The sequence below is a fragment of the Gluconacetobacter diazotrophicus PA1 5 genome (genome assembly GCF_000021325.1).
GTDB classification, from domain to species: Bacteria; Pseudomonadota; Alphaproteobacteria; order Acetobacterales; family Acetobacteraceae; genus Gluconacetobacter; species Gluconacetobacter diazotrophicus.
In genome coordinates this window covers 1,838,187-1,861,298 of sequence record NC_011365.1, presented here as the reverse complement: position 1 = coordinate 1,861,298, position 23,112 = coordinate 1,838,187, and the positions used below count along the sequence as shown (strand labels likewise).

The window sequence follows — 23,112 nt, the reverse complement described above, 5'->3', positions numbered from 1 at the left end:
TGCCCCGGTCCCTCGACAAATCCTGTTCGAAGCCATCACCGCCCAGTTGAAAGTTCGGGCGATTCGGAAACACGATCAGAAAATCTGGACGATGATCAGCACTGTACCGATGACACCCACGACCCACGCCAGGGTGCGGACACCTGGAATGCCGGCGACATAACTCGCGGCATGTACGATCCGTGCCCCCAGGAACAGCCAAGCGCCCAGGACGGTCGTCCCGTTGGAAATGCCGGCGGCGCGTGCGATCAGCACGGCGATGGCGAATGGTACCAGATTCTCGATCAGGTTGCGGTGCGCGCGCAGACCCCGACCAGCAGCGCCCGTCGGCTCGGCAAGGCTCTCGCGGTTGCCGATCACGCCGGCCTGTCCGACCTGGCGGGAATAGAGGGGCCCATATAGCGCGGGCAGCACAAGACAGAGAATGGCGGATCCCAGTAGGGCCCATAGTTCGGAGGTCATGGCGAGGAACTCTTACGTGAAGAAGAAGGGGAACTCACCGGCCCGTCATGGGCCGGTGAGGGCAGCGCCGTCAGACGACGGAAAGCTTCACGTCGACATTGCCGCGCGTGGCGTTGGAATAAGGGCAGACCTGATGGGCCTTGGCGACCAGGTCCTCGGCGGCGGCGCGCTCGACACCCGGCAGGGCGATGGCCAGGGCGATCTCCAGCCCGAACCCGCCTTCGGAACGCGGGCCGATGCCGACGGTCGAGGTCACGGTGGCGTCGGCCGGCACCTTGGTCGTGTCACCTCGCGATGCCACGAACTTCATGGCCCCCAGGAAGCAGGCGGCATAGCCGGTGGCGAAAAGCTGCTCGGGGTTGTTGCCGTCGCCGCCCGGCCCGCCCAGTTCCTTGGGGGTGGTCAGCTTGACGTCCAGCGCGCCGTCCAGGGTGGCGGAACGGCCATCGCGGCCACCGGTGGCGCGGGCGGAAGTGCGGTAGAGAACATTTACGGACATGGTTCGGTCCTTCTGGCGACGCGTTGCTTTCGGAAGCGCGGGCGGGAAGATCCGGCTCCGTTCGCTTTCGATGGATATTAAATCGCACACGACTAAATCGTCCGATATGTGGAATTTTGCATGGCTGATCCGCCAGCTATGCGCTGGCGATAAAATCGTGTGCGACTTATGTGGAAGGGTTCGAAGGAGACTTGCCATGCCTGGCGCCCCGACCCTGGAGCATTTCCTGTGCTTCGCGCTCTATTCCACCAGTCACGCTTTCAACCGCGTCTACAAGCCGCTGTTGGATGCGATCGGCCTAACCTATCCACAATATCTCGTAATGACGGTGCTGTGGGAGCAGGATGGGCTGCTGGTGGGGCAGATCGGGGAGAAACTCGCGCTTGAGAGCAGTACCCTGACGCCGCTGATCAAGCGACTGGAGGCGGGTGGTTTGCTTCAACGAACACGCGACACGAAGGACGAACGCCAAGTCAGGGTGACGTTGACGTCGCAGGGCAGGGCGCTCGAGGCGCAAGCAGCGTCGATCCCGGCCTGTATCCTGGAGGCAACGGGACGAACGCCAGAACAACTGATGCGACTGAAGTCGGAGATTGACGCCCTGCGCAACCAATTGGAACAGGCAGCGCTGGGCAGTCGGTTGGACACCAGCCATGTGATTACCCGAATGGGAAGAGACTGAACGCGGGTAGGTCTTCGTTACGTTTCTAGTCGAGCCACTTCATCAGGATTGCGGTTTTCGGGAGTTACATTGCAATCATGGTGCGCTCTGCACTGGGGGCGGCTCACGCGGAACATCAAGTGTAGGTATTGTTACGTTCGCATTTTGTCGTGTCGAATATTATCTTCGTGATTTTTGCGTGCTGTTTATTGATCTGCGAATCGCATTCTGTTCGGCGAGAGACAGCAGACGTCGAAGGTCGTCCGGGTCGATGTCGAAGGTGTCACCTGCGGCCGCGAGAGCGGTGTCGATGTCTTCCATCGACACTTGGCCCGAGCTTTGGCTTCCCGGTTGGGGCGCAGGAATGAGATGCGGATAGGTTCGGCCCATCGCCTTGTGGAACAACAGTCCGGTCGCGACCAGGATCAAGGAATTCAGTGCGACAGGCAGGAAGGGAAAGAGCAGAGCCGCCGGTAGCCCGGCCGATGACGGATGAGCTAGATGTTTTGTCCCGGGATTTGGTGGTGCGGATTATGTATGAACCGTGATGGTTCTTTTTCCCACTGCTGACAAATGAATTCATATGGAGTGAGGCCGCGCAGGGTCTTGAGCCTGCGGGCGAAATTGTAGGCGGTAACGAAGTCGGCGAGGTGTTGACGCAACTGGTCATGTGTTTCGTAGTAGAAGCGCTTGACGGTGGCGTCCTTGATCGTGCGGTTCATCCTCTCGACCTGGCCATTCGTCCAGGGATGTCGCGGCTTTGTCAGTCGATGCTCGATATCGAGATCAGCACAGGCCAGTTCAAAAGAGTGGCACCGGAACAGGACACCATCCGCCCGCATGGCCTTGATGTCTTCGGGTGTCCATCCATTGCCGGCCGGATCGGTAAAATGCGTGCCGTTATCGGTCAGCACGGTATGGATGCGGTAGGGAACCGCAGCGGCCAGAGCACGCAGGAAGTCACCGGCAACGCGACGTGTCGCTTTCTCGTGCAATTGGACAAAAGCGAATTTCGAGGTCCGGTCGATCGCCACCAGAAGATAAAGGCGCCCCATTTCAGTGCGGACTTCAGCAATGTCGATGTGAAAATAGCCGATCGGATAACTCTTGAACTTCGACCGTTTTGGTTTGTCGCCTTCGGTCTCGGGCAGGCGGCTGATCCCATGGCGCTGAAAACAACGGTGCAGGGAAGATCGCGTCAGATGCGGGATCGTCGCCTGAAGCGCATAAAGGCAATCATCAAGAGGCAGCAGGGTATGGCGACGGAAGGCCACAACGATCGCTTCTTCTTCGGTCGACAGGATGGTTGAGGATGCGACCTTCGGACCGGTGCGTCGATCCGACGTATCGGTCCGCCCCTTCCATTTGGCGACCGTCTTCGGGTTGATCCCGTAGCGTTTCGCCAGAACCCTCAGGCTCTCTTGACTATGTTGTATCGCTCGACGGACTGCCGCTGTCGTCGTGGCGCTTCCGTGGTGAACCTGGCCCATAGCGCATCCTTCCACTCATGTGAAAATAATGCACCACCAAATCCCGGGACCAAACATCTATCTCGGCCGTGTCACCAAGGCACGTATCCTTGCAGCCGTGCGCGAAGCACGCGGCGATGAGGCTGCTGACCGTATTGCCCATCTGAAGAAGGCCGACATGGCGCAGGCCGCCGAGCGGCTCTTGGACGGCTCTGGTTGGCTACCCGAGGCTCTGCGGACCGCGAATGCGCCGGAGCCAACTGACAGGGAAGAAGGGGCGGCGCGCATGACCGACGGTCCTGATGCGGTCGCAGCCGAGTGAGATCTGTTGATGAGTACCATGGGCGGCTTCCGGTCTCCGGGAGCCGCCTTTCGTATTGGGCGAGACTGTCTCCGGGCGCAGCCATTGCAACGCGCACCCGCGTTGGCGGCTGGCGATGGTCAGTGACGCGTCGCCGGCAGCAAGTGTCGATCCGTCTCGAGTTTGAGCGCTGCTGGCCATAAGGGCGTTTTGGTATAGAATTCCCGCCTGCTGAAGCCGGTGCCTGTTCGGTGCTCGTGGAGCAATCCTGCCCAGCATAGCGGACGCAGGACATGCACATACAGACTGGCGGTCAGCTTGAAATCCCGGCGACGGATATCCTCTTCCTCGCCGCCGTAGAGAACCGAACATAACCGCTCTTCAGTGACGGCAACGTGGGCCTCGATATTGATGACGTTGAGAAAGATATCCCAGTTGCCGAACAGTGGTTCATCGCTCCGGGTGTAAGAGCCCGATCCGAAAGTTTTTGAACAATACCAGCCTGTTGTGATTCATCCGTCTTTGCGAAGAGATGGAGTGAATGGTGACATGGACTGGTATTGCCCGACGTGAACATAGCCGGGAAGGGTTGCGATATCCATCGGATATGACGGACGGGGAGTGGGCTTTGATCATGCCATTTGTACCCCCGGCGAAACGGGGCGGTCGCCCCCGCACTACGGATATGCGCGAGGTGGTCAACGCGATGCTCTACATAGCCTCGGCCGGGTGTGCGTGGCGCCTGCTGCCGAAATGCTTTCCGCCGGTCTCGACCGTCAGGCGCTATTTTTACGCCTGGCGTGGTGCCGGAGTGTTCGAAGTCATGAATACGGTGCTGGTCATGAGCCTGCGCGAGATCGAGGGGCGTGAAGCCTCTCCGAGCGCGGGCGTGATTGACAGCCAGTCGGTGAAAACCACGGAAAGTGGCGGGCTTTCGGGCTATGACGCGGGGAAGAAGGTCAAGGGCCGCAAGCGCCATATTGTGACGGATACCTGCGGCTTCCTGATCTTTCTCCTCGTTCATGCCGCCGACATCCAGGACCGTGATGGGGCTGTTGATGTCCTGGCAGCGATACGCAGGCGCTTTCCCTGGCTGCGCCACATCTTCGCTGATGGCGGCTATGCTGGCGACAAATTGCGATCCGCGCTCGCCTCCATGGGAAAATGGACCCTTGAAATCATCAGGCGGTCCGATACGGCGAAGGGCTTTCAGATCCTGCCGCGCCGCTGGGTGGTTGAACGGACATTCGCATGGCTGGGACGGTGCAGGCGGCTCGCCAAAGACTGGGAACAATCCATTGCTTCCTCAACCGCATGGACATTGATCGCCTCGATCCGAATGCTCACACGACGGACAGCAAGGCATTGTCACGGTTGAAGAACTTTCGGATCGGGCTCTAAGCAGGCTGTCGGATTGGGCGCTGCCGTAGTGATGAGTGATGGCGACGACGGCGTTTATGCGGCCGTCAGTCGCGTGATCCTACGGCAATTATATGCGAGGGCGACGAGCGTCCATTCTGTTGCGACGTTGGGGAGGCCACGGAGATGGAAACGGGTGAAGCCCATGGCGCTCTTGATGATACCGAAGACCGGTTCGACGGTCTGCTTGCGTAAGGCGTAAAGGGCTTTTGCCGGGTTCTGTTGCAGCCTGGCCTTCATTTCCAGGCGCCAGGGCTCGGTGATCCGGCGCGGCTCCCTGGGTGGCGGTTCTGGCCGGAAGTCATAAGGGCGCCGATTCACAGGGCGTCCGATGGCGACCAGCGGGTCCACGCCGCTGGCCTGCAACGTTTCGACGGCTTTGCCGCTGGCGAAACCCGTGTCGGCGAGGACGGTTCGTGGCAGGCCGATCCTCTCCTCCATACCCAGGATGGTGGCGGCGAAGCTGGGCGCGTCCGCCGTCGTCGCAACGACGCCATTTTCCAAGATCAACTGGCTGCCCTCGGCACAAACCACGGCCTGGGCATTGTAGGCTTGCCGGTATTCATGCGCGTCGGAGCGGCGCATCAGCTTGCTGTCCGGATCGGTCAGGTTGATCTGCCGGTCTGGTGGCGGTTCATCGTCCGGTTCTTTCGGCGGCCGACCGCGCCGTCCCCGCTTCGCATCAAAAGCTGCCTTCTTGCGCTCATATTCTGGTCGGGCGGTCTTGGCCTGCTCGCGGGCTTCCGCCTCCAGTCGCGCACAGGCTTCATCCAGCTTTGCCTTCAGAGCCTCCCGCCGGGCCAGTTCCTCCGGCAACGCCTGATGATCCACATCGGTTGTATCCGCCGCCTCTGCCCGTTCCATCAGGGTGGAGATATCGGTGGCCAGTTTCTCGCGCAGCTCTTTCGCGCGATCATAACGAATGGAACGGTATTTCGAGGCATTGGCATCGATCTTCGTGCCGTCGATCGACACCGTGCCAAGCCGCACCAGTCCCGTCTCGCGTGCCAGCAGGAGTACATGCATGAACGCTGCCTCGATCGCCGTGCGGTTGCCGCGCCGGAACGTCGCGATCGTGTCATGGTCAGGATGCAGGTTCGCCGCCACAAAGCGCATACCGATATCACGATATGTCGCCCGTTCGATCCGACGCGATGAGAACACGCCGTTCGCATAGGCGTAAATCAGCAGCGCCAGCATCAGGCGCGGATGATACTGCGCCTTGCCGCCAGTCCGCATAGGAACGGAAAATGCCCTCAACGGCACCCGCTCTACCGCCGCCACGATGAAATGCGCCACATCGTCCGACGGCAGCCATGACTTCAGATCCGGCGGCAGAAGATACGGCTGCGATCGATCAAACGGAATGAAGCTGCTCATCCTGAAAGCTTACCGCAGATCGCCAGAGCCAGGTACCCCAACCCGACAGCCTGCTAAGGGCTGTGGTCAACGACAAAGAGGAGATGGGTCGTCAACAGCATCCAGAGCCGGGCTGGTTCCAACTGGAGCTTTCTTGCCAGGTCGGTCAGTCGTAGGGTGCCCTTGAAATGCCGTGCGAGCTTCGCGCTGAGCAGAACCTCATGCAGGATCACCAGCGGCGGGAAATCGTGTTCATTGAGGACTTTGTTGACGGCGTAGAGGTCTTCGACCATATAGCCGGGCCATTCAAATGCCTCGGCGGCCCATGCGACAAAATAGCGCTTGAGCGCCTTGGTTGGAGTGAGGCCGATCGGGCCGTTTTCCTCAATATAGCCGATCGTCAGCAGGGCGGCCTTCAGGATGAGGGCATGCGACAGGGGAAGGTCGTTGCCAGGCGGCGAGCGGGACCGGCGGGGCAAGCTGGTGACGAACGCGTTCGGCTCAAGGAACTTGAGCGCGAGGTCAAGGAGTTGCGCCGCGCCAACGAGATCCTGCGCAAGGCATCGGCGTATTTTGCGATGGCGGAGCTCGACCGCCGCGGGAAATGATGATGGCGTTCATCGACGCCCATCGCGAGGACTTGGGTATCGAGCCGATCTGCCGCGAACTGGCGATTGCCCCATCCTCCTATCACGAACATGCTGTCCGTCTGGCGGACCCCGCCAGGCGGCCTGCGCGTGCCCGGCGCGACGACGAACTGAAGGACGAGATCAAGCGGGTATATGACGCCAGTTCAAAGCTCTACGGGACGCGCAAAGTCTGGCATCAGATGCGCCGTGAAGGCATTGAGGTGGCCAAATGCACCGTGGAACGCCTGATGCGTGCCATGGGCCTAGCCGGCATTCGGCGAGGGAAGAGGACGGTCACGACCATCAGCAATCCCAAGGCTCCGTGCCCGCTGGACAAGGTGAACCGCGCATTCCGCGTGAGCCGGCCGAATGCCCTGTGGGTGGTCGATTTCACCTACGTCCACACATGGGCCGGCTTCGTCTATGTCGCCTTCGTGATCGACGCCTATGCCCGGCGCATCGTCGGCTGGAAGGTCAGCACGTCAGCCACCGCCGGCTTCGTGCTGGACGCCCTGGAGCAGGCGATCCATGCCCGCAGGCCCGGACCCGAGGATGGCTTGATCCACCATAGTGACAGGGGCGTCCAATACCTCGCCATGAATTACACCCAGCGCCTGGCCGAGGCCGATCTGGTACCCTCGGTCGGCAGCGTCGGGGACTCCTATGACAATGCCCTGGCCGAGACCATCAACGGCCTCTACAAGGCCGAGGTCATCTGGCGGCAGCCTTCCTGGCCGACCGTATCGGCCGTGGAAATGGCAACATTGCGCTGGGTCGATTGGTTCAATAACCATCGCCTCTTTGGCCCCATCGGCTATATCCCACCCGCCGAGGCCGAAGCCAACTACTATGCAGCCCTCGAGATCATCGATATGGCTGCGTGATACCAAAGGCCGTAGCCACTGACTCGTGTGTGAAGTGACGAACGGCGCCGGCTCTGATTCTCTTGATTTTGGGAGGATCTGGCTGATGACGAGAGCGGTGAAGCTACGGGATGACTATTCGGCCTCTGATCTGAGGCGACTTGCGGCGCGCAGCCGGCACGCGAACGCTGCGCGCCGGCTTCTGGCCCTGGCGGCGATCCGTGACGGGGCCAGCCGCACCGATGCGGCCCGCGTGGGCGGCATGGACCGCCAGACGCTGCGGGACTGGGTTCACCGCTTCAATGCTGAAGGGCCGGATGGCCTGCGCGATCATCTGCACGCAGGGCCGGCCTGCCGTCTGAGTGTCGCACAGCAGACCGAATTGAAGGCCCTGGTCGAGGCAGGCCCGGATCGGCAGCGCGATGGCGTGGTGCGCTGGCGCCGGGTCGATCTGCAACGCGTGATCGAAGAGCGCTTCGGCGTCGTCTATCATGAGCGTCATGTGTCCACTCTGCTGAAACGGCTTGGTTTTTCCTATGTCAGCGCCCGGCCACGTCACCCGGGTCAGGACGCTGGCGTCATGGAGGCATTCAAAAAAACTTCCCCCGCATCCTGAATGCCCATACCGGCCATCTGCCCAAGGGCAAGCCGATCGAGATCTGGTTCCAGATGCTATGAGGGCAGACACCGCCGGCAAGAAAGGCTCAATCTCAAGCGTGTCAGCACCAATGACGAGGGAGTTCCTGCCATGTCATCCGAGAACGCCATTCACATTGCCATCGAACTCAGCGTTTCCTCCTGGCTTGTCGCGGTAAAGACTATCTCGGGAGCCACGAAATCCCGATTGCATCGCCTCGAAGGTGGAGACGCCTCAGGGCTGCTGAAATTGATCGCGGAGCTTCAAACGCGCGCGTCGACCCAGCCGGGTGATGTCGCGGAGGTGTCATGCTGTTTCGAGGCCGGCCGCGATGGCTTCTGGCTGTATCGTTTGCTGACAGCGCACGGCATCGCCGCGTATGTGCTTGAGCCCACGAGCATTCTGGTCAATCGTCGCGCACGTCGGGCCAAGACGGACCGTCTCGACGCGGAAGGCATGCTGCGTGTTCTTGCGGCATGGCTTAATGGTGATCGCCAGATATGCAGCATGGTGCGTGTGCCGACGCCCGACGAGGAGGATGCCAAACGTACACACCGCGAACGCGAACACCTTGTTCAGGAAAGGCTGCGTATCGAAAACAGAATAGAGGCGCTGCTGTTTACCCAGGGCATCCGGGGTAGACCGTCGTTACGGTCCTGGGAACGCGACGTCGCCGCGTTGCGCACGGGCGACGGGCGGGAACTGCCGCCGTTCCTTCGTGCTGAACTCGACCGCCTGCGTCGTCGGCTTCTCCTGGCGTTGGAACTGATCCGAGAACTGGAAACTGAACGGGCCAAGACACTGGACGCCGCAGCGATGGATGACCGTGTGACTCAAAAGATCGTCTCGCTGAAACAGATCCGCGGCATCGGCGAGAATTTCGCTGCCGTTCTCGTTCGGGAGGTGTTCTATCGCCGCTTCGACAACCGTCGCCAACTGGCCAGTTACGTCGGCATTACGCCTATGCCTTATCAAAGTGGCAGCATGGATCGTGATCGAAGCATCAGCCGGGCCGGAAACCCGCGAGCGCGGACGGCGATGATCCAACTCGCCTGGCTTTGGCTACGCTATCAGCCCGCAAGCGGGCTCGCCTCATGGTTTCGTGAGCGCGTCGGCACCTTGAAAGGGCGGACACGCCGCATTGCGATCGTGGCCATGGCGAGAAAGCTTCTGATTGCGCTTTGGCGCTATGTGGAGACAGGATCGATACCGGACGGTCTCGCATTCGGCACCGGAACGACCGCAGAATAGATAGACAGAAGTGCCGCGGGCCGATCAGTCGTCGGCGGCGATACGGGGAACGCGACCGTCTTCTTCTTTGGTAGCGCCACGCTACCGCGTTTCAGGTGGGTCGCGCGTCGTCGGGGCAGAGCCTCGTGCAAGAGGCATTATGGTGCGGGTCGCTCGCGCGATCCGACCGCATGTAAGGTGATGCAGCCGCTGCTGCGATACGGAAGGGCCCCGAGCCCATAAAAGCACCTGACTTAAGACCATAGGGACAGGAGACACGCCATCGCGAAAATACGTTGACACCTGAACCCTCATGTAAGGACGAAGCCCGCATCGGCCAGAAGAACGGCATCGTCCGACAATGGGCCCGGCGCGGCACGCGGCCACGCCAGCCGGCCGACCAGCGCTACGACAATGCCTGGCTGTTCGGAGCGATCTGCCCTGCGCGCGGCAAGGCCGCCGGCCTGGCGCTACCGTTCATCGGCACCGCCAGCATGCGGCTGCACATCGAGGAAATCTCGCGCTGCGTCGCCCGCGGTGCCCACGCTGTCGTGCTGCTTGATCGCGCAGGATGGCATACCACCAGTAAACTGAAGCTACCCCGCAATGTCAGCCTGATCTTCCTGCCGTCCCGCGCGCCCGAACTGAACCCGGTCGAAAATGTCTGGCAGTTCCTGCGCGCCAACTGGCTGTCCAATACCGTCTTCGACGGCATCGATCATATCATCGACGCCGCCTGTTCCGCCTGGAACAAGCTTGCCGCCCTGCCTGACACCATCCGATCCATCGGGCTCAGAAAGTGGGCTCACACAGGTCTGTGTCTATAACCGTTGGTATGACTCAAACCAAATGGCCTCCGGGAAACCCGGGACGCTTCATGCTCGACTTTTCCCGCCCGGGCAAGCCGACCGACAACAGCTTCATCGAGTCCTTCAACGGCAAATTCCGGGCCGAGTGTCTGAACACGCACTGGTTCATGAGCCTTGACGACGCCCGGGCAAAAATGGAGGCTTGGCGTCAGGACTACAACGAGGTCCGACCGCACAGCGCCATCGGCAACAAGCCGCCGATATCGCTGCTGAACGGCTCTGCGGCACACCTGCCGGTTGAGCCTTGACCCCGGGAGATTCCAGCTCGCGCTGGCCCAAATTCGGGGAGCACGTCACGTGGTGGTGGTCGACGAGAGCAAACTGGTCGAACGGCTGGGGTCACCATATGCCCGTGCCTGTCGAGCGTCTCGTCGCATCCTGACGCTGCCGTCCTTGTCCGGTCGGGCCGAACGGGCCAACCGGACAAGGGTTCGCAGGGCCGGGTGCCGTTACTGCAGTTGCTGCGGAGCCGTGGGATACGGGGCCGGGCCGGGCGGCGGTCCGTAGGCGCCGGGGGGCGGCGGGGGCGGCGTTACGCCGGGGACGATATTGCCCTTGCTGTACATGCACTGGGCATAGGCTGTGTCGTACTGGCCCTGGATTCCGCCCTGGGCGCCGGCACTGCCCGACGAACCGACCGCCGTTCCCGCAATCGCCCCGCCGCCCGCGCCGATGCCCGCGCCATACCCGCCGCCCGCTGCGGCGCCGAGACCGGCCCCAAGGGCCGTGCCGATCAGGCCGGCGGCGAGGGCGCGATTGTTGGCGTGCTCAGCCTGTCCCGCCACCTGGCTGGCGGCAAAGTTCCGGCATAACCTGTCGTCGGCCTGGAAGATCTCGAACGGCTTGGTCGGCGGCGGCATGACCTGGACCGTCGGACCGGACGGCGTTTCCGCGCATCCCTGAAGGGCAAGCGCCGCCAGCGAGGCGACGACCAGACTGCGTTTGAACATCATGGAATCTCCGTGTCATGGAAATGTCTGGAAGGATCAGCGTGAAGCGGGCTGAAACCCACCGGGACAGGATTGGACCTGAGGGTAATAGCCGGCCGGAGCGTTGCAGTAATACAGGACCTGCACGGGGGGCGGGAGCGCCATGGGGGGGCGGCGCGGCGGGGCCCATGCCTTCACCTCCGTTCATGGCCTCCTCGGCGATCGTCTCGGAAACGACCGTGGGATATGGGTAGACGGGCGCATCATAGAGGTACCAGGCCCCCCCCCGGTATTCCACCACCAGCCATATCGGCCGTTGTGATATTCCCGGCCCCAGTGACCGCCGCGCCACATGGCGAGATCGTGGTCCCCGAAACGATGCACGTCCCGTCCATGGAAGCCATATCGTTCGGGGCCGCGACCGAAACCGGGACGTCCGCCCGCGTGGCCAAAGCCCGGATGGCCGTCGAAGCCCGGGTGCCCGCCCATTCCCGGATGTCCTTCGAACCCCGGGCGTCCTCCGAATCCGGGATGCCCCCCGCCGCCGCCCCTGGGCGCCGGTGCCGCATGGGGCGCTGCGTGTTCTTCACGGGCGTGAGCCGTTGCCGTTACCATCGCGCCTGCAATGACCAGAGCCAGAAGGGGTTTCCCGATGGACGTCAGTCGCGCCCTGGCGGAAAGTCTTTCTGATGTGGCAATGATAGAGAGATTTTCTACCAAAAAAAGTCGGTGCATTACAAGCAAAACCGGATAAGTGAAACAAAAACGTAATCGGCGCGTGTAGCGCCTAAACAATACTCCAATAAATTACTTGGCATTACAACCCCCCGAAATCACGGAAAGGTGCGGTATATGAGATGACGTATTCGTGAGCATGCGCGGAACGAATGCGGCAGGCCGAGGCGATGTCCGAGCAAACCTCATGCCAACACGGCGCGTGAAACGGCGTTTTTGACAGCTTATAGTGTGTCGCGTAGCCTCTGCCGCGATAGTTCCCGGAAGGGAATGAAAAGGGAAGACGGATGACGGCCTGACACAGGCCGGTATCGGTCGTCCGGCATTCCCTCGCCCCGTCATCCCTTAAGGACCGCCGGATGACCGATTCCGAAAATGAAGGTAACAGTCTCGACCTTCGCCATCAGGAGAAGATGCGACGGCGTAAGGAAATCCAGGACCGGGAAGTCGCGGGGAAATCCGTGGAAAAAGGGCTTCTGGTCGTTCATACCGGGCCGGGGAAGGGCAAATCGACAGCGGCCTTCGGGCTCGCGCTACGGATGCTGGGCCATGGACGGCGCGTGGTGGTCGTCCAGTTCATCAAGGGCGCATGGCAGACGGGCGAGCGCGCGGCGCTCGCCCGTTTCGACGATCTGCTGGAGTGGCACACGATGGGCGAGGGCTTCACGTGGGAAACCCAGGACCGTGCCCGCGATATCGCCGCCTGCGCGCGGGCATGGGACGTGGCGAGGGCCGCCCTGGCGCGCGACGACGTGGCGCTGGTGATCCTTGACGAACTCAACATCGCCTTGCGCTACGACCATCTGCCGCTCGACCGGGTCCTGGCGGGTCTGCGCGCCCGGCCGGCGATGCAGCATGTCGTCGTGACCGGGCGCAACGCGAAGCTGGATCTGATCGCGGACGCCGACCTGGTCACGGAGATGACCCTGGTCAAACACCATTTCCGGGCCGGCGTGAAATCGCAGGAGGGGATCGAATTCTGATGGCCCGCGCCTTGATGTTCCAGGGAACGGGGTCGAGCGTGGGCAAGTCGGTGCTGGTCGCGGGCCTCGCGCGGGCGCTGTCGCGGCGCGGTTTGCGGGTACGGCCCTTCAAGCCGCAGAACATGTCCAACAACGCCGCCGTCACCGCGGATGGCGGCGAAATCGGGCGGGCACAGGCGTTGCAGGCGCTGGCATGCGGTATCGCGCCGTCGGTGCACATGAATCCCGTCCTGCTGAAACCGCAGAGTGCGACCGGGGCCCAGCTTGTCGTGGGCGGCAGGGCGCGCGGCACGGCCCGGGCGCGGGACTATCAGGCGATGAAGCCGGCCCTGATGCCCGAAATCCTGGCCAGCTTCGGGGCCCTGGCGCGCGAGGCCGACGTCGTCCTGGTCGAGGGCGCGGGTTCGGCGTCCGAGGTCAATCTGCGCGCGGGCGACATCGCCAACATGGGCTTCGCGCAGGCGGCGGATGTCGATGTCGTCCTGATCGGCGATATCGACCGGGGGGGCGTCATCGCCAGCCTGGTGGGCACGCAGGCCGTCCTGGACCCGGCGGATGCGGACCGGATCAAGGGATTCATCGTCAATCGCATGCGCGGCGACCCATCCCTGTTCGCGACGGGCATGTCGGCGATCGCGGCGCATACCGGCTGGCGGCCGCTGGGGCTGGTACCTTACCTGACGCGGGTCGAGGCCCTGCCGGCGGAGGACGCGGCGGACCTGGCTGCCGGGGGCGATGCGTCCGGCGCGCTTCGGATCGCCGTGCCGCACCTGCCCATGATCGCGAATTTCGACGATCTCGACCCGCTGCGGGCCGAGGCCGCGCTGTCCGTCGGGATCGTGCCGCGCGGGCGGCCCCTGCCGGTATGCGACCTGATCATCCTGCCCGGATCGAAGGCGACGATTTCTGATCTATCGGTCCTGCGTCAGGAAGGATGGGATACCGACATCCGCGCGCATGTGCGGCGCGGCGGGCGGGTGCTGGGGATCTGCGGCGGATACCAGATGCTCGGCCGGACGATCGCCGACCCGGAGGGGGTCGAGGGACCGCAGGGCGAGGTCGAGGCGCTCGGCCTGCTGGATGTGCGAACGGTGCTGACGCGGCGCAAGCGCCTGTCCGAAGTCGCCGGCGTCCTGCTGCCGGAAGGGGCATCCCTGAGCGGCTACGAAATCCATGTCGGCCGGACCGATGGGCCGGATCGAACCCGGCCCTTCGCCCGCACCGGGTCCGGCCCGGATGGGGCGGTGTCGGCCGATGGCCGCGTGTGGGGGACCTATCTGCACGGGATATTCCGGACGGGGGCCGCCCGGGCCGCGCTGCTGGCGCGACTGGGGACGGCGCGCATATCGCCGCGCGACCATGGCCACCTGGTGGATGACGCCCTGAACGCCCTGGCCGACCATCTGGAGGCGCATGTCGATATCGAGGCCCTGCTGGCCCTGGCGCGGCCGGTCGCGGGTCTGTCCGGCGCGCCTTGACCGGCACACCGGGCCAGGTCGATACCTCCCGGTCGATTTGACCCCGTCACGCATTCTGCTAGACGACGGAAAGGAGGAAATCGTTGAGCCGCAGAAACCATTCGAATATGACAGCCTAGCGTGCCGGCCACGTTCATGGACCCCATGCCCGCCCATGGCGGTCAGGTCCGCGCGGTCATGCGGGCATTCCCCGATGCCCCGGCGCCGTTCGTCGACCTTTCGACGGGGATCAGTCCCTATGCCTATCCGTTCGCGATGCCCGATGGCGCGGCACTGACGCGCCTGCCGGAACGGGATGATGAGGACAGGCTGCGCCGGGTGGCCGCCGAAGCCTATGGCGTGGCCGATCCCGATTGCGTTGCGGCCGGCCCGGGCACGCAGATGCTGATCGCCCTGCTGCCGTTCCTGCTGGGACCGCGCGCGGTAACGATCCTGGGCCCCACCTATGGCGGCCATGCCGACGCGTGGCGCGGGGCCGGCGCGCGGATTCATGAGGTCACAGGGATGCAGGACCTGGAAGACGCGGCGGCGGTGCCGGGCGGCGTGTGCGTCGTGTGCAATCCGAACAATCCCGACGGCCGCGTGTGCGATGCCGCGTGGCTCGCGGCCCTGGCGGACCGGTGCGCATCGTACAGCGGGATCCTGATCGTCGACGAGGCCTTTGCGGATTTCGAATCCTGCAGCATCGCGCCCCTGTTGCCGCATCCGGGCCTGATCGTATTGCGTTCGTTCGGCAAGAGTTACGGACTTCCCGGCGTGCGGCTGGGATTCGCGCTGGCCGCGCCCGCCTTGGCCGGGCGCCTGCGCGACATCATGGGGGCATGGGCGGTCGGCACGCTGGCGCTGGCGGCGGGGTGCCAGGCGCTGGCGGATCGTCCATGGCGCGACGCCACGCGCGGGCGGGTGCGCGCGGATGCGGCGCGGCTGGCGCGCTGCCTTGCACGGGAGGATATCGAGGTGGCAGGTCAATCGATCCTGTTTGTCCTGGCGCGGGCGGCACAGGCGCCGTCCCTGTGGCGGTTCCTCTGCCAGCGCGGGCTGGTGGCGCGCGCCTTCCCCGAACGGCCGTCATGGTTGCGCCTGGGGCTGCCGCGCCGGCCGGACGAATGGACTCGCCTGGAACAGGCCCTGTCCGCATGGCGGCCGGCATGATACGCATGACCTGCCTGGCCCTGCCGCCGCCGGCGGCCCTGCGGCGCGGCATCCTGCCCCGGCCGTCGGACCCCTGCGACATGGCGCTCGCCGGATCGCTGTCATGGCCCGAACACGTGCCGATCATCACCAGCGGGGCGGACCATCCCGCCGTACAGGCCTGGAGCGGCCGGGCCGTCCAGCCGGATGACGCCCTGCGCGACTGCGATTGCGGATACTGGGCGGGAAAGGCGCTGCACGACCTGCCGGCGGACCAGGTCGTGCAGTGGCTGGGCGATCCGGCCTTCGCGCCGCCGGGCGGCGAGAGCCGGGCGGCCATGTTCGGACGGGTGACGCGATGGATGGCGAAGGTATCGCACACCCATGATCATCTGGTGGTGGCCGTGCGCCCGGCCGTCGTGCGGGCGATGGTGCTGGTGGCGCTGGGCGGCACGCCGGCGATGGAATCCCGTCTCGATATCGTGCCGGCGACGCGCACGATGCTGGTCGCGCGCGACCATTGGCGGGTACAGTCCGTCAACGTGCTGCCAGGGTAAGGCGGGGTTCGGGGCCGGCGCAGGCGGCCGATGATCCGCCGGTCGATTCCCGCATGTGGACATTCCAGAAAAATCGTGTGGAAGACACGGCGCTTTGCGTGCCGGCACCGGCACCTTGCAACGGCCCGCCATTCCGGGCCTGATCCTGAGTCCCGAATGCGAATATGTGATGCGTCCGGGAGAGACATCGGTGATTCCCGGTGCGATTCTGGGCGGCATCAGGCTATTGCCACCCTTGGCGGTGAAACGAAGGATGTACCAGCAAGATGGAGACAGGCATGAACGGTGACGCCACGGCCACGATCGGGCCGGGCGGGGCATCGCGGGCGTCCGGGCTGGGCCCGGCCCGCGACCCGGCCTTCGACCGGGCGACGGCGCTGCATGTGGTCGCGGCCTCGCTGCTGGCATGGCTGCTGGATGCCTGTGACTTCTTCATCGTCCTGTTCACGCTTGACGACGTCGCGCACAGCTTCCAGGTCTCGCTGCAAAGCATCCTGCTCGCACCGACGCTGACGCTGCTGACGCGCCCGATCGGCGCCTTCCTGTGCGGGCATGCCGCGGACCGGTATGGCCGCAAGCCGGTGATGATCGCCACCATCGTCGTCTATTCCGTGATCGAGATCCTGTCCGCCTTCGCGCCGACGGTGACCGTCTTCCTGTTCCTGCGCGCCCTGTTCGGCGTGGCGCTGGGCGGCGAGTGGGGGGTGGGCACGTCCCTGCTCATGGAAAGCATTCCGCGGTCATGGCGCGGTACCGCGTCGGGCATCCTGCAGGCCGGCTATCCTGCCGGCTATCTGCTGGCATCGCTGCTCTTCCTGCTGCTGCCTGTCGTGGGCTGGCGCGGACTGTTCATCCTCGGCGGCGGCGCGCTGGTGGCCGCGCTGTATATCTGGGTGCGGGTGCCGGAAAGCCCCGAATGGCTGCAGCGCCATCGCCAGCAGGGCACCGACGCCGTGCGCGCGCCCGGATTGTGGTCCATCGTCAGGAACAATGCGGCGCTCTGCCTGTTCGCGGTGACGCTGATGGCCGCGTTCAACTTCATGAGCCACGGGTCCCAGGACCTGTATCCGAAAGTGTTCCTGGGGCTGGAGCGCGGGCTGCCGCACCCCACGATCACGCTGATCGTGGTGCTGTATAACATCGCCGCCATCGCCGGCGGCCTGTTCTTCGGCGTGCTGTCGCAGAAGATCGGCCGGCAGTACAGCATCGCCCTGGCGGGTATCCTGACTCTGCCGTTCCTGCCGCTGTGGGCGCTGTCCCATTCCGCCTTCTGGCTGGCGGCCGGTGCCGTCTGCATCCAGTTCTGCGTCCAGGGCGCGTGGGGCGTGGTGCCCGCCTACCTGAGCGAGCTTTCGCCCCCGTCGGTCCGGGCCACCTTTCCGGGGCTGGCCTATCAGTGCGGCAACCTGATCGCCGCCGGCAACGCCCTGCTGCAAACCTGGATCGCGGCGTTCCTGGGAACGGGCCTGGCGCCGGCGCTGATGCTGACGGTCGGCGGCGCCGCGACCGTCGTGGTGACCCTGATCCTGCTCAACGCTACATGGTACGCGCGATCCAGGCCGATCGGGTAGAAGGCGACCGGCCTGCCGGTTCAGCCGCTGATCCGGATAAGATGCAGGCAGGATATGATCCTGCGCATCTCGGTCCTCTCGTCCTCGTCGCGTGTCTCCCGTTGCCTGTCATCCATCCAGGCCTGGACGGCCTGGAGTCCGGGATGGCCCTTTTTCCATTGGTCCAGGAATGACCAGAGGGCTGTCCTGACATCGCCGGGCAGGTGGTCCTGCCGGGCGATGGTGCGCAGTTCGATCACGCAGGTGCCGACCGTCATGGCGCGAAGCTGGGCCTGCATGTACTGCGCGAGCATGTCGGGCGGCACGGCGGAGGCGTTGCGCAGGATACGGACCAGGCTGCTGGCAGTGGTCGCCAGCCATTGATGGCCGGACAGGCGGGCATGCCGGCCGGCCACGCCGCGCAGGCGCCGCTCGGTCCACGCTGCGGTGCGCCGCATATGGGAATCGACCCGGAACGGCACGATGACGCGATAGGTCAGGACCGCGAACAGGATGCTGAGCAGGAAGGCGCATGTGGTGTTGAGGAACGAGACCTCGTCATAGCGTGCCTGGTTCATCGGGCCGATCAGCACCGGCAGGAACATGTTGAACGAAAACGCGTAGCCCGCCGTCCGGGCGTTCCGGGCCGCCAGGCCGCCGATCGTCATGGGCACCAGCAGCGCCAGCACCAGGACTTCCGGCGCGGTGATGGCCGGGATGACCAGGAACACGAACAGCATGGCGACAAGCGCGCAGTACAGGCCGCCCGTCATGAACGGCATGCCGGCCAGGATCGGGTTTTCCCGCGTGGCCAGCAGGCCATAGACCAGGGCCACGAACGAGACGAAGGCGGGACCGTGCTGCCAGGCCGTGACCTCCCAGATCAGCCAGGCGCCGATGATCGCACAACCGGCGCGGACGCCGTTTTCCACGGCCTCGACCGCATGACGGCGCGAGACGGTGCGGAACCGGAAACGATCGCCCCGCACGGGCCGGTCGCTGGCCACGATTTCCGCCATGACGTGATCCGTATCGTCCAGCAGCGCCGTGAACAGGCGCGGCAGGATCGAATCCTCTGCCGTGTCCATGGCGGCGGGCCGGTCCTGCCATGCGTGCCGCAGGGGTGGGGTGCGGGCCGCGTCCGATCCGTCCAGCCGGCTGTCCCGCAGGATGTGGCCCACCGCGCGCGCCTCGTCCCGGGCGGTGCGGTCGGCGTGCGGCCCGGCGGCCAGCAGGGACAGGCCCCGCGCGCGGGCCAGCATGACCAGCATTCCCGCCAGGGCTGCCCGGGCGTGGTCGCCGGTTCGGCTGCCGGGTTCCAGTTCGATTTCAGCGAATTCGATCTGGCTGTTGAATGCGACCAGGTCCATCAGGACCTTGCCCAGCGCATCGGGCCGGATGTCGCCCTCCAGCAGGCCGGCGGCGGCGGCGCGCGTCTCGCCGAACGTGGTGGCCAGGCGCAGATGCAGCGTCCGGCGGGCCTGCGCCAGCAGTGACGGCATGAATATGACGGCCAGCGTGGCCTCGCAGATCACGCCCAGCAGGATATAGCTGGTGCGGGCCATGCTGATTTCGAATACGTGGTCGGGCTCCAGGATGGCGCCCGTGGCGACGATGGCGGAGGTAAAGCCGGTCAGGATCAGGCCATAGGCGCGGTAATTGTCCAGCAGGGTCGCCACGGCGCAGCACAGGCCGATCCAAACGGCCAGGCTGCAGAAGAACAGGCCCGGCGCCTGCGGAAACGCGGCGACCAGCGCCATGGCGGCCACCGAGCCGACCAGGGTGCCCACGACCCGCCAGCGGGCCTTGGACAGGCTTTCGCCCCGGGACGACTGTGCCACCACCCATACGGTCAGCGGCGCCCATTGCGGGCTGTCCAATTCCATCCACATGGCGATCAGCAGCGACAGGATGGCCGCCAGGGCGGTGCGCAGCGCGAAGGCGAAATCTTCCTTCGACGGCGCATACAGCCATGACAGCCGTTGCGCGATATGCGGCGCCACAGGCATTCCTGGCTGAACGGCGGCGGCGCGGCGGGCGGCGGGTCTCATCAGGGTGGCGACGTTGGGTGCGCCCGCCCGTCAGGTCCAATCGTTTGTTGTGATCACGTGATAAAGGCTGCTTATGATGGCGCCGGGCACACCGGCCGCAGTGGGGAAGCGAGGGGTGATGGACAGGCGTACTTTCGTGGCGGCCACCGCGGCGCTGGCCGGGGGCGCGTTTCCCGGATGCGCGCGGACGCAACCCTTCCGGCCCCGCCACCGCGGGGCCGGTCATGATGACGACCGGCCGGCCCCGCCGTCGGGCCTTGCGATCTGGCCCGGGCCGCCGCCGGGTGGGGGCGGCCCGACCGGGCGGGAACATGTCTCGGCCTCCGGTGCCGTCACGCGGGTCGCCATTCCTCGGTTGACCGTGCTGCGCCCCGCCCGTCCCAACGGCGCCGCCATGCTGATCGCCGCCGGTGGCGGCTACAGGCGGATCGAGGTGCAGAAGGAAGCCATGCCGGCCGCCGGATGGCTGGCCTCGATCGGTGTGACGGCCTTCGTCCTGACCTATCGCCTGCCCCCCGAGGACTGGGCGGCCGGCAGCCTGGCCCCGTTCCAGGATGCCGGGCGCGCCATCCGGACGATGCGTGGTCAGGCCGGTCATCTCGGTATCGATCCCCGCAGGATCGGCGTACTGGGCTTTTCATCCGGCGGTCATCTGCTGGGAATGCAGACGGCCTGTGCCGAACGGCTCGACTACGCGCCCATCGACGCCCTGGACCGGGAATCCGGCCGCCCGGATCTGACGATGCTGGTCTACCCGATCGTGACGCTGGAGCCGCCATATCAGCACACATCCAGCCGGCGCGTGCTGATCGGCGATCATCCGACCCCAGTGGAGAGCGCGCGCTGGTCGGTACAGACCCATGTCCATTCCGGGCTGGCGCCCTTCTTTCTGGCGCAGGCGGCGGACGACCCGGTCTCGAACCCGCAGAACACGGCGATCTTGCAGGCGGCCTGCGAAAGCGCGGGCGTGCGGGTGGAGCGGCACCTGTTTCCCACCGGGGGGCACGGTTTCGGCCTGGGCGCACCCGGGACGCAGACCGTTGAATGGCCGGCGATGGCCGAAAGCTGGATGCGGCGGGAACGGTTCGTCTGATCGCGGGGGCGTGCGTCATTCCCGGACCGGGCGACAGGCGGCGTGTGTTCAGACGGCCGCGAAGACGTCGCCGGCCTGCAGGCGGCCGCAGACGTCCCATATGCGCGACAGGACGGGCGACATGACCGGCTGGCGCAGCTTCACGATGCCGACCTGCGGCGCGACGCAGGGCATGATCGGGATGGTGCGCAGGCCGGCATCCCCCACCGTTTCCGGCAGGGCCGCCACCGGCAGGATGCTGCACAGCCGCCCCGCCCGCAGTTCGGAATGCAGGACGCTGATCGAATCCGTTTCCAGTATGATGCTCGGCCTGACCCCGGCCTCAAGGAAGCCGGCATCGACGATCTGTCGGCTGCGCATGGTGCGGCTGAACAGGCACAGCGGCAGGTCCGCGGCATCGGCCCAGCCGCAGGACGGTCCGGCCGGCATCCGGGCCGACGCGCTCCCCGCCAGCACATATTGCTCGGTATAAAGCGGTAGCGTATCGAACGGGCCGTCCGCCGGGATCTGGTCCAGGTACATGACCCCCAGATGCAGGTGCTGTTCGCGCAGCCGGTGCGCGATGTCGGCGGCGGTGCCGGACAGGACTTCCAGGTGCAGGCCCGGAATGGCGTCGCGGAAGATTTCCAGCAGCAGCGGAACGGTCTGCAGGGCCGGCGACATGACGCCGATCGACAGGGAACCGCCGCAGACATCCCGCGCGAAGGCGGCTTCCTGCCGCAGCCCGTCCAGCGCGGCCAGGGTCTGCTTCGCCCAGACCAGCACGCGCCGTCCTTCGTCGGTCAGCCCGTGGAAGCGGCGATTGCGGTGGATGATCGCAACGCCCAGCTCGTTTTCCAACTGCCGGATGCCGGCGGAAAGGGCCGGCTGCGAAACGCCGCAGCTTTCGGCGGCGCGGGAAAAGTGCCGGAACTGGTCGAGGGCGATCAGATAGGTCAGTTGACGCAGGAACATGAAGGCGGTGCGGGCCCTCCTGCCCCGGTCAGTGCAGGATGATCTCGACCCGCCGGTTCTGCGGTTCGCGGGTGTTGGGGCCGGTTGCCACCAGCGGGTGGGTCTCGCCGAAGCCGTGGACGTCGATCGCCGTGCCGGGCACGCCGTCGCGGATCAACTCGGCCTGGACCGCCTGCGCGCGGCGGACCGACAGCGCCATGTTGTAGCGCGCGCCCCGTGGGCCGGGATGGGCGGCGGAATTGTCGGTATAGCCGTCGACCTCGATCCGCGTCGTCTGGGTGCGGGTCGATGCCTGCGCCGCCGTCGCCACGATGGCGCGCGCGCGATCGGTCAGCACGGCCTGGTCCCAGTCGAAGAACACCAGATAGGTGCGGCTCTGCGTCGGGGCGGGGGCGGCCGGCTCGGGGGCCGGCGGGGGCGGGGGCGGGGCCGGATTGAATTCGTAGCGCAGGCCCAGCATCAGCGAATGGTTGAAGTCCGTCATCGTGTCGCGGTTGCCGGCCGCGGGGCCGTAGGCACGGGTGGTGTCGTACCCGCCGACCGTGCCGATCGACCGCGCGCCATGCGATTGCGGGCCCAGCATGGTCCAGAACCGGTATTCCGCCGTCGCCGACAGCCCGACGACCCACGGCACCGGGAAAGCCAGGCCGAAAATGCCCTGATAGGCGAAGTTGCCGAAGGTACCGCCGATCTGCTGGCTGAAATTGGGCGCGGTCACGCTGGCGTTCATCGCCTGCCAGGCATAGCCGACACCGGCGCCGAAATAGGGGAACAGCCAGCTCTTGCCGATATCCAGGTCGAACAGCGCATTGGCCATGACGCCATAGGTCTGCTGCCGCCCGCCGACATGGCTGGACGGAACGCCGGCCGACCCGAAATTCTTCAGCCCGTTATTGCGGTAGTCGCCCTCGACCTCCACGCGGAAGCCGTTGCCCAGCCCCCAGCCGATGCTGCCGATGCCGGTCGCGCCGGTATGGTAGCTGTCGCGTCCGTCGGGGAAATTGGGCGAGGACCGGACGCGCTGGTCCTGGTTGAAGCTGGCCCCACCCTCGCCGGCGACATACAGGCCCTGCACCGGCTGGGCATGGGCCGGGGCAACGGACAGGACAGAGCCGAAGGCGAGCGTCGCCGCCAGGAAAGACCCCGCAAGCAATCCGTGCCGCACTGTCATATGTCTCTTCTCCCTTCGCCGGACGGTACCGGTATGCTGTCCGGTCGAGTGAACGCGCCCTTCGGCAGGCCTTTCAGTCATT

General features: G+C 65.1%; 18 protein-coding genes, 7 pseudogenes and 1 other annotated feature. Of the genes and pseudogenes, 14 read left to right on the top strand and 11 right to left on the bottom strand.

All coding sequences use genetic code 11. The features are described from left to right. Window positions 1–75: 75 nt before the first annotated feature. Window positions 76–462: an MAPEG family protein gene (locus GDIA_RS08385; protein WP_012553906.1), complete on the bottom strand. Its 387-nt coding sequence runs from the start codon at window positions 460–462 to the stop codon at window positions 76–78. 70 nt (window positions 463–532) lie between these two features. Further along, on the bottom strand, window positions 533–961 hold the full coding sequence (locus tag GDIA_RS08380; protein ID WP_012553905.1) for an organic hydroperoxide resistance protein: 429 nt from the start codon (window positions 959–961) through the stop codon (window positions 533–535). Window positions 962–1,157: 196 nt separating this feature from the next. Between GDIA_RS08380 and GDIA_RS08375 the strand changes: the two genes are divergently transcribed. Continuing rightward, window positions 1,158–1,643: a MarR family winged helix-turn-helix transcriptional regulator gene (locus tag GDIA_RS08375; protein ID WP_012553904.1), complete on the top strand. Its 486-nt coding sequence runs from the start codon at window positions 1,158–1,160 to the stop codon at window positions 1,641–1,643. A 159-nt stretch (window positions 1,644–1,802) separates the two neighbouring features. Here the strand turns inward: GDIA_RS08375 and GDIA_RS19145 are convergent, their stop codons facing one another. Both GDIA_RS19145 and GDIA_RS08370 read right to left on the bottom strand, forming a co-directional pair. Further along, window positions 1,803–2,051: a hypothetical protein gene (locus GDIA_RS19145; RefSeq protein ID WP_144880567.1), complete on the bottom strand. Its 249-nt coding sequence runs from the start codon at window positions 2,049–2,051 to the stop codon at window positions 1,803–1,805. A 68-nt stretch (window positions 2,052–2,119) separates the two neighbouring features. Further along, window positions 2,120–3,112: an IS481-like element ISGdi9 family transposase gene (locus GDIA_RS08370; protein ID WP_012553292.1), complete on the bottom strand. Its 993-nt coding sequence runs from the start codon at window positions 3,110–3,112 to the stop codon at window positions 2,120–2,122. A 58-nt stretch (window positions 3,113–3,170) separates the two neighbouring features. Here GDIA_RS08370 and GDIA_RS08365 point away from each other — a divergent pair. Beyond that, window positions 3,171–3,413: pseudogene (locus GDIA_RS08365) on the top strand (chromosome partitioning protein ParB); the annotation flags it as partial. Between the two features lie 119 nt (window positions 3,414–3,532). Here GDIA_RS08365 and GDIA_RS19820 read toward each other — a convergent pair. Continuing rightward, window positions 3,533–3,859 (bottom strand): annotated as a pseudogene (locus GDIA_RS19820) (hypothetical protein); the annotation flags it as partial. 74 nt (window positions 3,860–3,933) lie between these two features. Between GDIA_RS19820 and GDIA_RS08360 the strand changes: the two are divergent. Next, complete coding sequence (locus GDIA_RS08360) at window positions 3,934–4,770, top strand: IS5-like element ISGdi1 family transposase (RefSeq protein ID WP_012222260.1); 837 nt, start codon at window positions 3,934–3,936, stop codon at window positions 4,768–4,770. A gap of 77 nt (window positions 4,771–4,847) precedes the next feature. Here GDIA_RS08360 and GDIA_RS08355 read toward each other — a convergent pair whose 3' ends face one another. Further along, window positions 4,848–6,191, bottom strand: a complete 1,344-nt coding sequence (locus GDIA_RS08355) for an IS1182-like element ISGdi13 family transposase (protein ID WP_012553903.1) — start codon at window positions 6,189–6,191, stop codon at window positions 4,848–4,850. Between the two features lie 56 nt (window positions 6,192–6,247). Beyond that, a pseudogene (locus GDIA_RS19655) lies at window positions 6,248–6,649 on the bottom strand (hypothetical protein); the annotation flags it as partial. Between GDIA_RS19655 and GDIA_RS08340 the strand changes: the two are divergent. From GDIA_RS08340 to GDIA_RS08320, 5 genes and pseudogenes are all read left to right on the top strand, one after another. Next, window positions 6,599–7,683 (top strand): annotated as a pseudogene (locus GDIA_RS08340) (IS3 family transposase). The pseudogenes GDIA_RS19655 and GDIA_RS08340 overlap by 51 nt on opposite strands. Then, window positions 6,736–6,850, top strand: a sequence feature (AL1L pseudoknot). It overlaps the preceding pseudogene by 115 nt. 85 nt (window positions 7,684–7,768) lie before the next feature. Beyond that, window positions 7,769–8,331, top strand: a pseudogene (locus tag GDIA_RS18495) (IS630-like element ISGdi5 family transposase); the annotation flags it as partial. Between the two features lie 79 nt (window positions 8,332–8,410). Then, complete coding sequence (locus GDIA_RS08330; RefSeq protein WP_012553902.1) at window positions 8,411–9,550, top strand: IS110-like element ISGdi7 family transposase; 1,140 nt, start codon at window positions 8,411–8,413, stop codon at window positions 9,548–9,550. Between the two features lie 296 nt (window positions 9,551–9,846). After that, window positions 9,847–10,356, top strand: a pseudogene (locus tag GDIA_RS08325) (IS630 family transposase); the annotation flags it as partial. 53 nt (window positions 10,357–10,409) lie between these two features. After that, window positions 10,410–10,646, top strand: a pseudogene (locus GDIA_RS08320) (integrase core domain-containing protein); the annotation flags it as partial. Between the two features lie 201 nt (window positions 10,647–10,847). Here the strand turns inward: GDIA_RS08320 and GDIA_RS08315 are convergent. Beyond that, a complete protein-coding gene (locus GDIA_RS08315; RefSeq protein WP_012222279.1) occupies window positions 10,848–11,351 on the bottom strand; it encodes a glycine zipper family protein in 504 nt (167 codons plus the stop codon). Between the two features lie 1,070 nt (window positions 11,352–12,421). On the opposite strand from GDIA_RS08315, the gene cobO reads away from it, so the two are divergent. The 5 genes from cobO to GDIA_RS08285 all read left to right on the top strand — a co-directional run bounded on the left by cobO (window position 12,422) and on the right by GDIA_RS08285 (window position 17,782). After that, complete coding sequence (cobO, locus tag GDIA_RS08305; protein ID WP_012222281.1) at window positions 12,422–13,045, top strand: cob(I)yrinic acid a,c-diamide adenosyltransferase; 624 nt, start codon at window positions 12,422–12,424, stop codon at window positions 13,043–13,045. Next, window positions 13,045–14,523 (top strand): cobyric acid synthase, encoded by a 1,479-nt coding sequence (locus tag GDIA_RS08300; RefSeq protein WP_012222282.1) that lies wholly within the window; start codon window positions 13,045–13,047, stop codon window positions 14,521–14,523. Before cobO ends, GDIA_RS08300 begins: the two co-directional genes overlap by 1 nt. A gap of 120 nt (window positions 14,524–14,643) precedes the next feature. Beyond that, window positions 14,644–15,675: a threonine-phosphate decarboxylase CobD gene (cobD, locus tag GDIA_RS08295; RefSeq protein WP_173363359.1), complete on the top strand. Its 1,032-nt coding sequence runs from the start codon at window positions 14,644–14,646 to the stop codon at window positions 15,673–15,675. After that, window positions 15,660–16,211 carry a histidine phosphatase family protein gene (locus tag GDIA_RS08290; RefSeq protein ID WP_231854170.1) on the top strand — a complete coding sequence of 184 codons (552 nt, stop codon included), beginning with the start codon at window positions 15,660–15,662 and terminating at the stop codon, window positions 16,209–16,211. Before cobD ends, GDIA_RS08290 begins: the two co-directional genes overlap by 16 nt. A 278-nt stretch (window positions 16,212–16,489) precedes the next feature. Then, window positions 16,490–17,782 (top strand): MFS transporter, encoded by a 1,293-nt coding sequence (locus GDIA_RS08285; protein ID WP_012222285.1) that lies wholly within the window; start codon window positions 16,490–16,492, stop codon window positions 17,780–17,782. Between the two features lie 20 nt (window positions 17,783–17,802). Here GDIA_RS08285 and GDIA_RS08280 read toward each other — a convergent pair whose 3' ends face one another. Then, entirely contained in the window at window positions 17,803–19,770 is a 1,968-nt protein-coding gene (locus GDIA_RS08280) for an FUSC family protein (RefSeq protein ID WP_041249210.1), read from the bottom strand. Between the two features lie 160 nt (window positions 19,771–19,930). Between GDIA_RS08280 and GDIA_RS08275 the strand changes: the two genes are divergently transcribed. After that, window positions 19,931–20,905, top strand: coding sequence for an alpha/beta hydrolase (locus GDIA_RS08275; protein WP_144880369.1), 975 nt, complete (start codon window positions 19,931–19,933; stop codon window positions 20,903–20,905). 48 nt (window positions 20,906–20,953) lie between these two features. Here GDIA_RS08275 and GDIA_RS08270 read toward each other — a convergent pair whose 3' ends face one another. Together GDIA_RS08270 and GDIA_RS08265 are read right to left on the bottom strand one after the other, a co-directional pair. Further along, entirely contained in the window at window positions 20,954–21,859 is a 906-nt protein-coding gene (locus GDIA_RS08270; RefSeq protein ID WP_012222288.1) for a LysR substrate-binding domain-containing protein, read from the bottom strand. A gap of 28 nt (window positions 21,860–21,887) precedes the next feature. After that, window positions 21,888–23,030 carry an OmpA family protein gene (locus tag GDIA_RS08265; protein ID WP_012222289.1) on the bottom strand — a complete coding sequence of 381 codons (1,143 nt, stop codon included), beginning with the start codon at window positions 23,028–23,030 and terminating at the stop codon, window positions 21,888–21,890. Window positions 23,031–23,112: the final 82 nt, after the last annotated feature.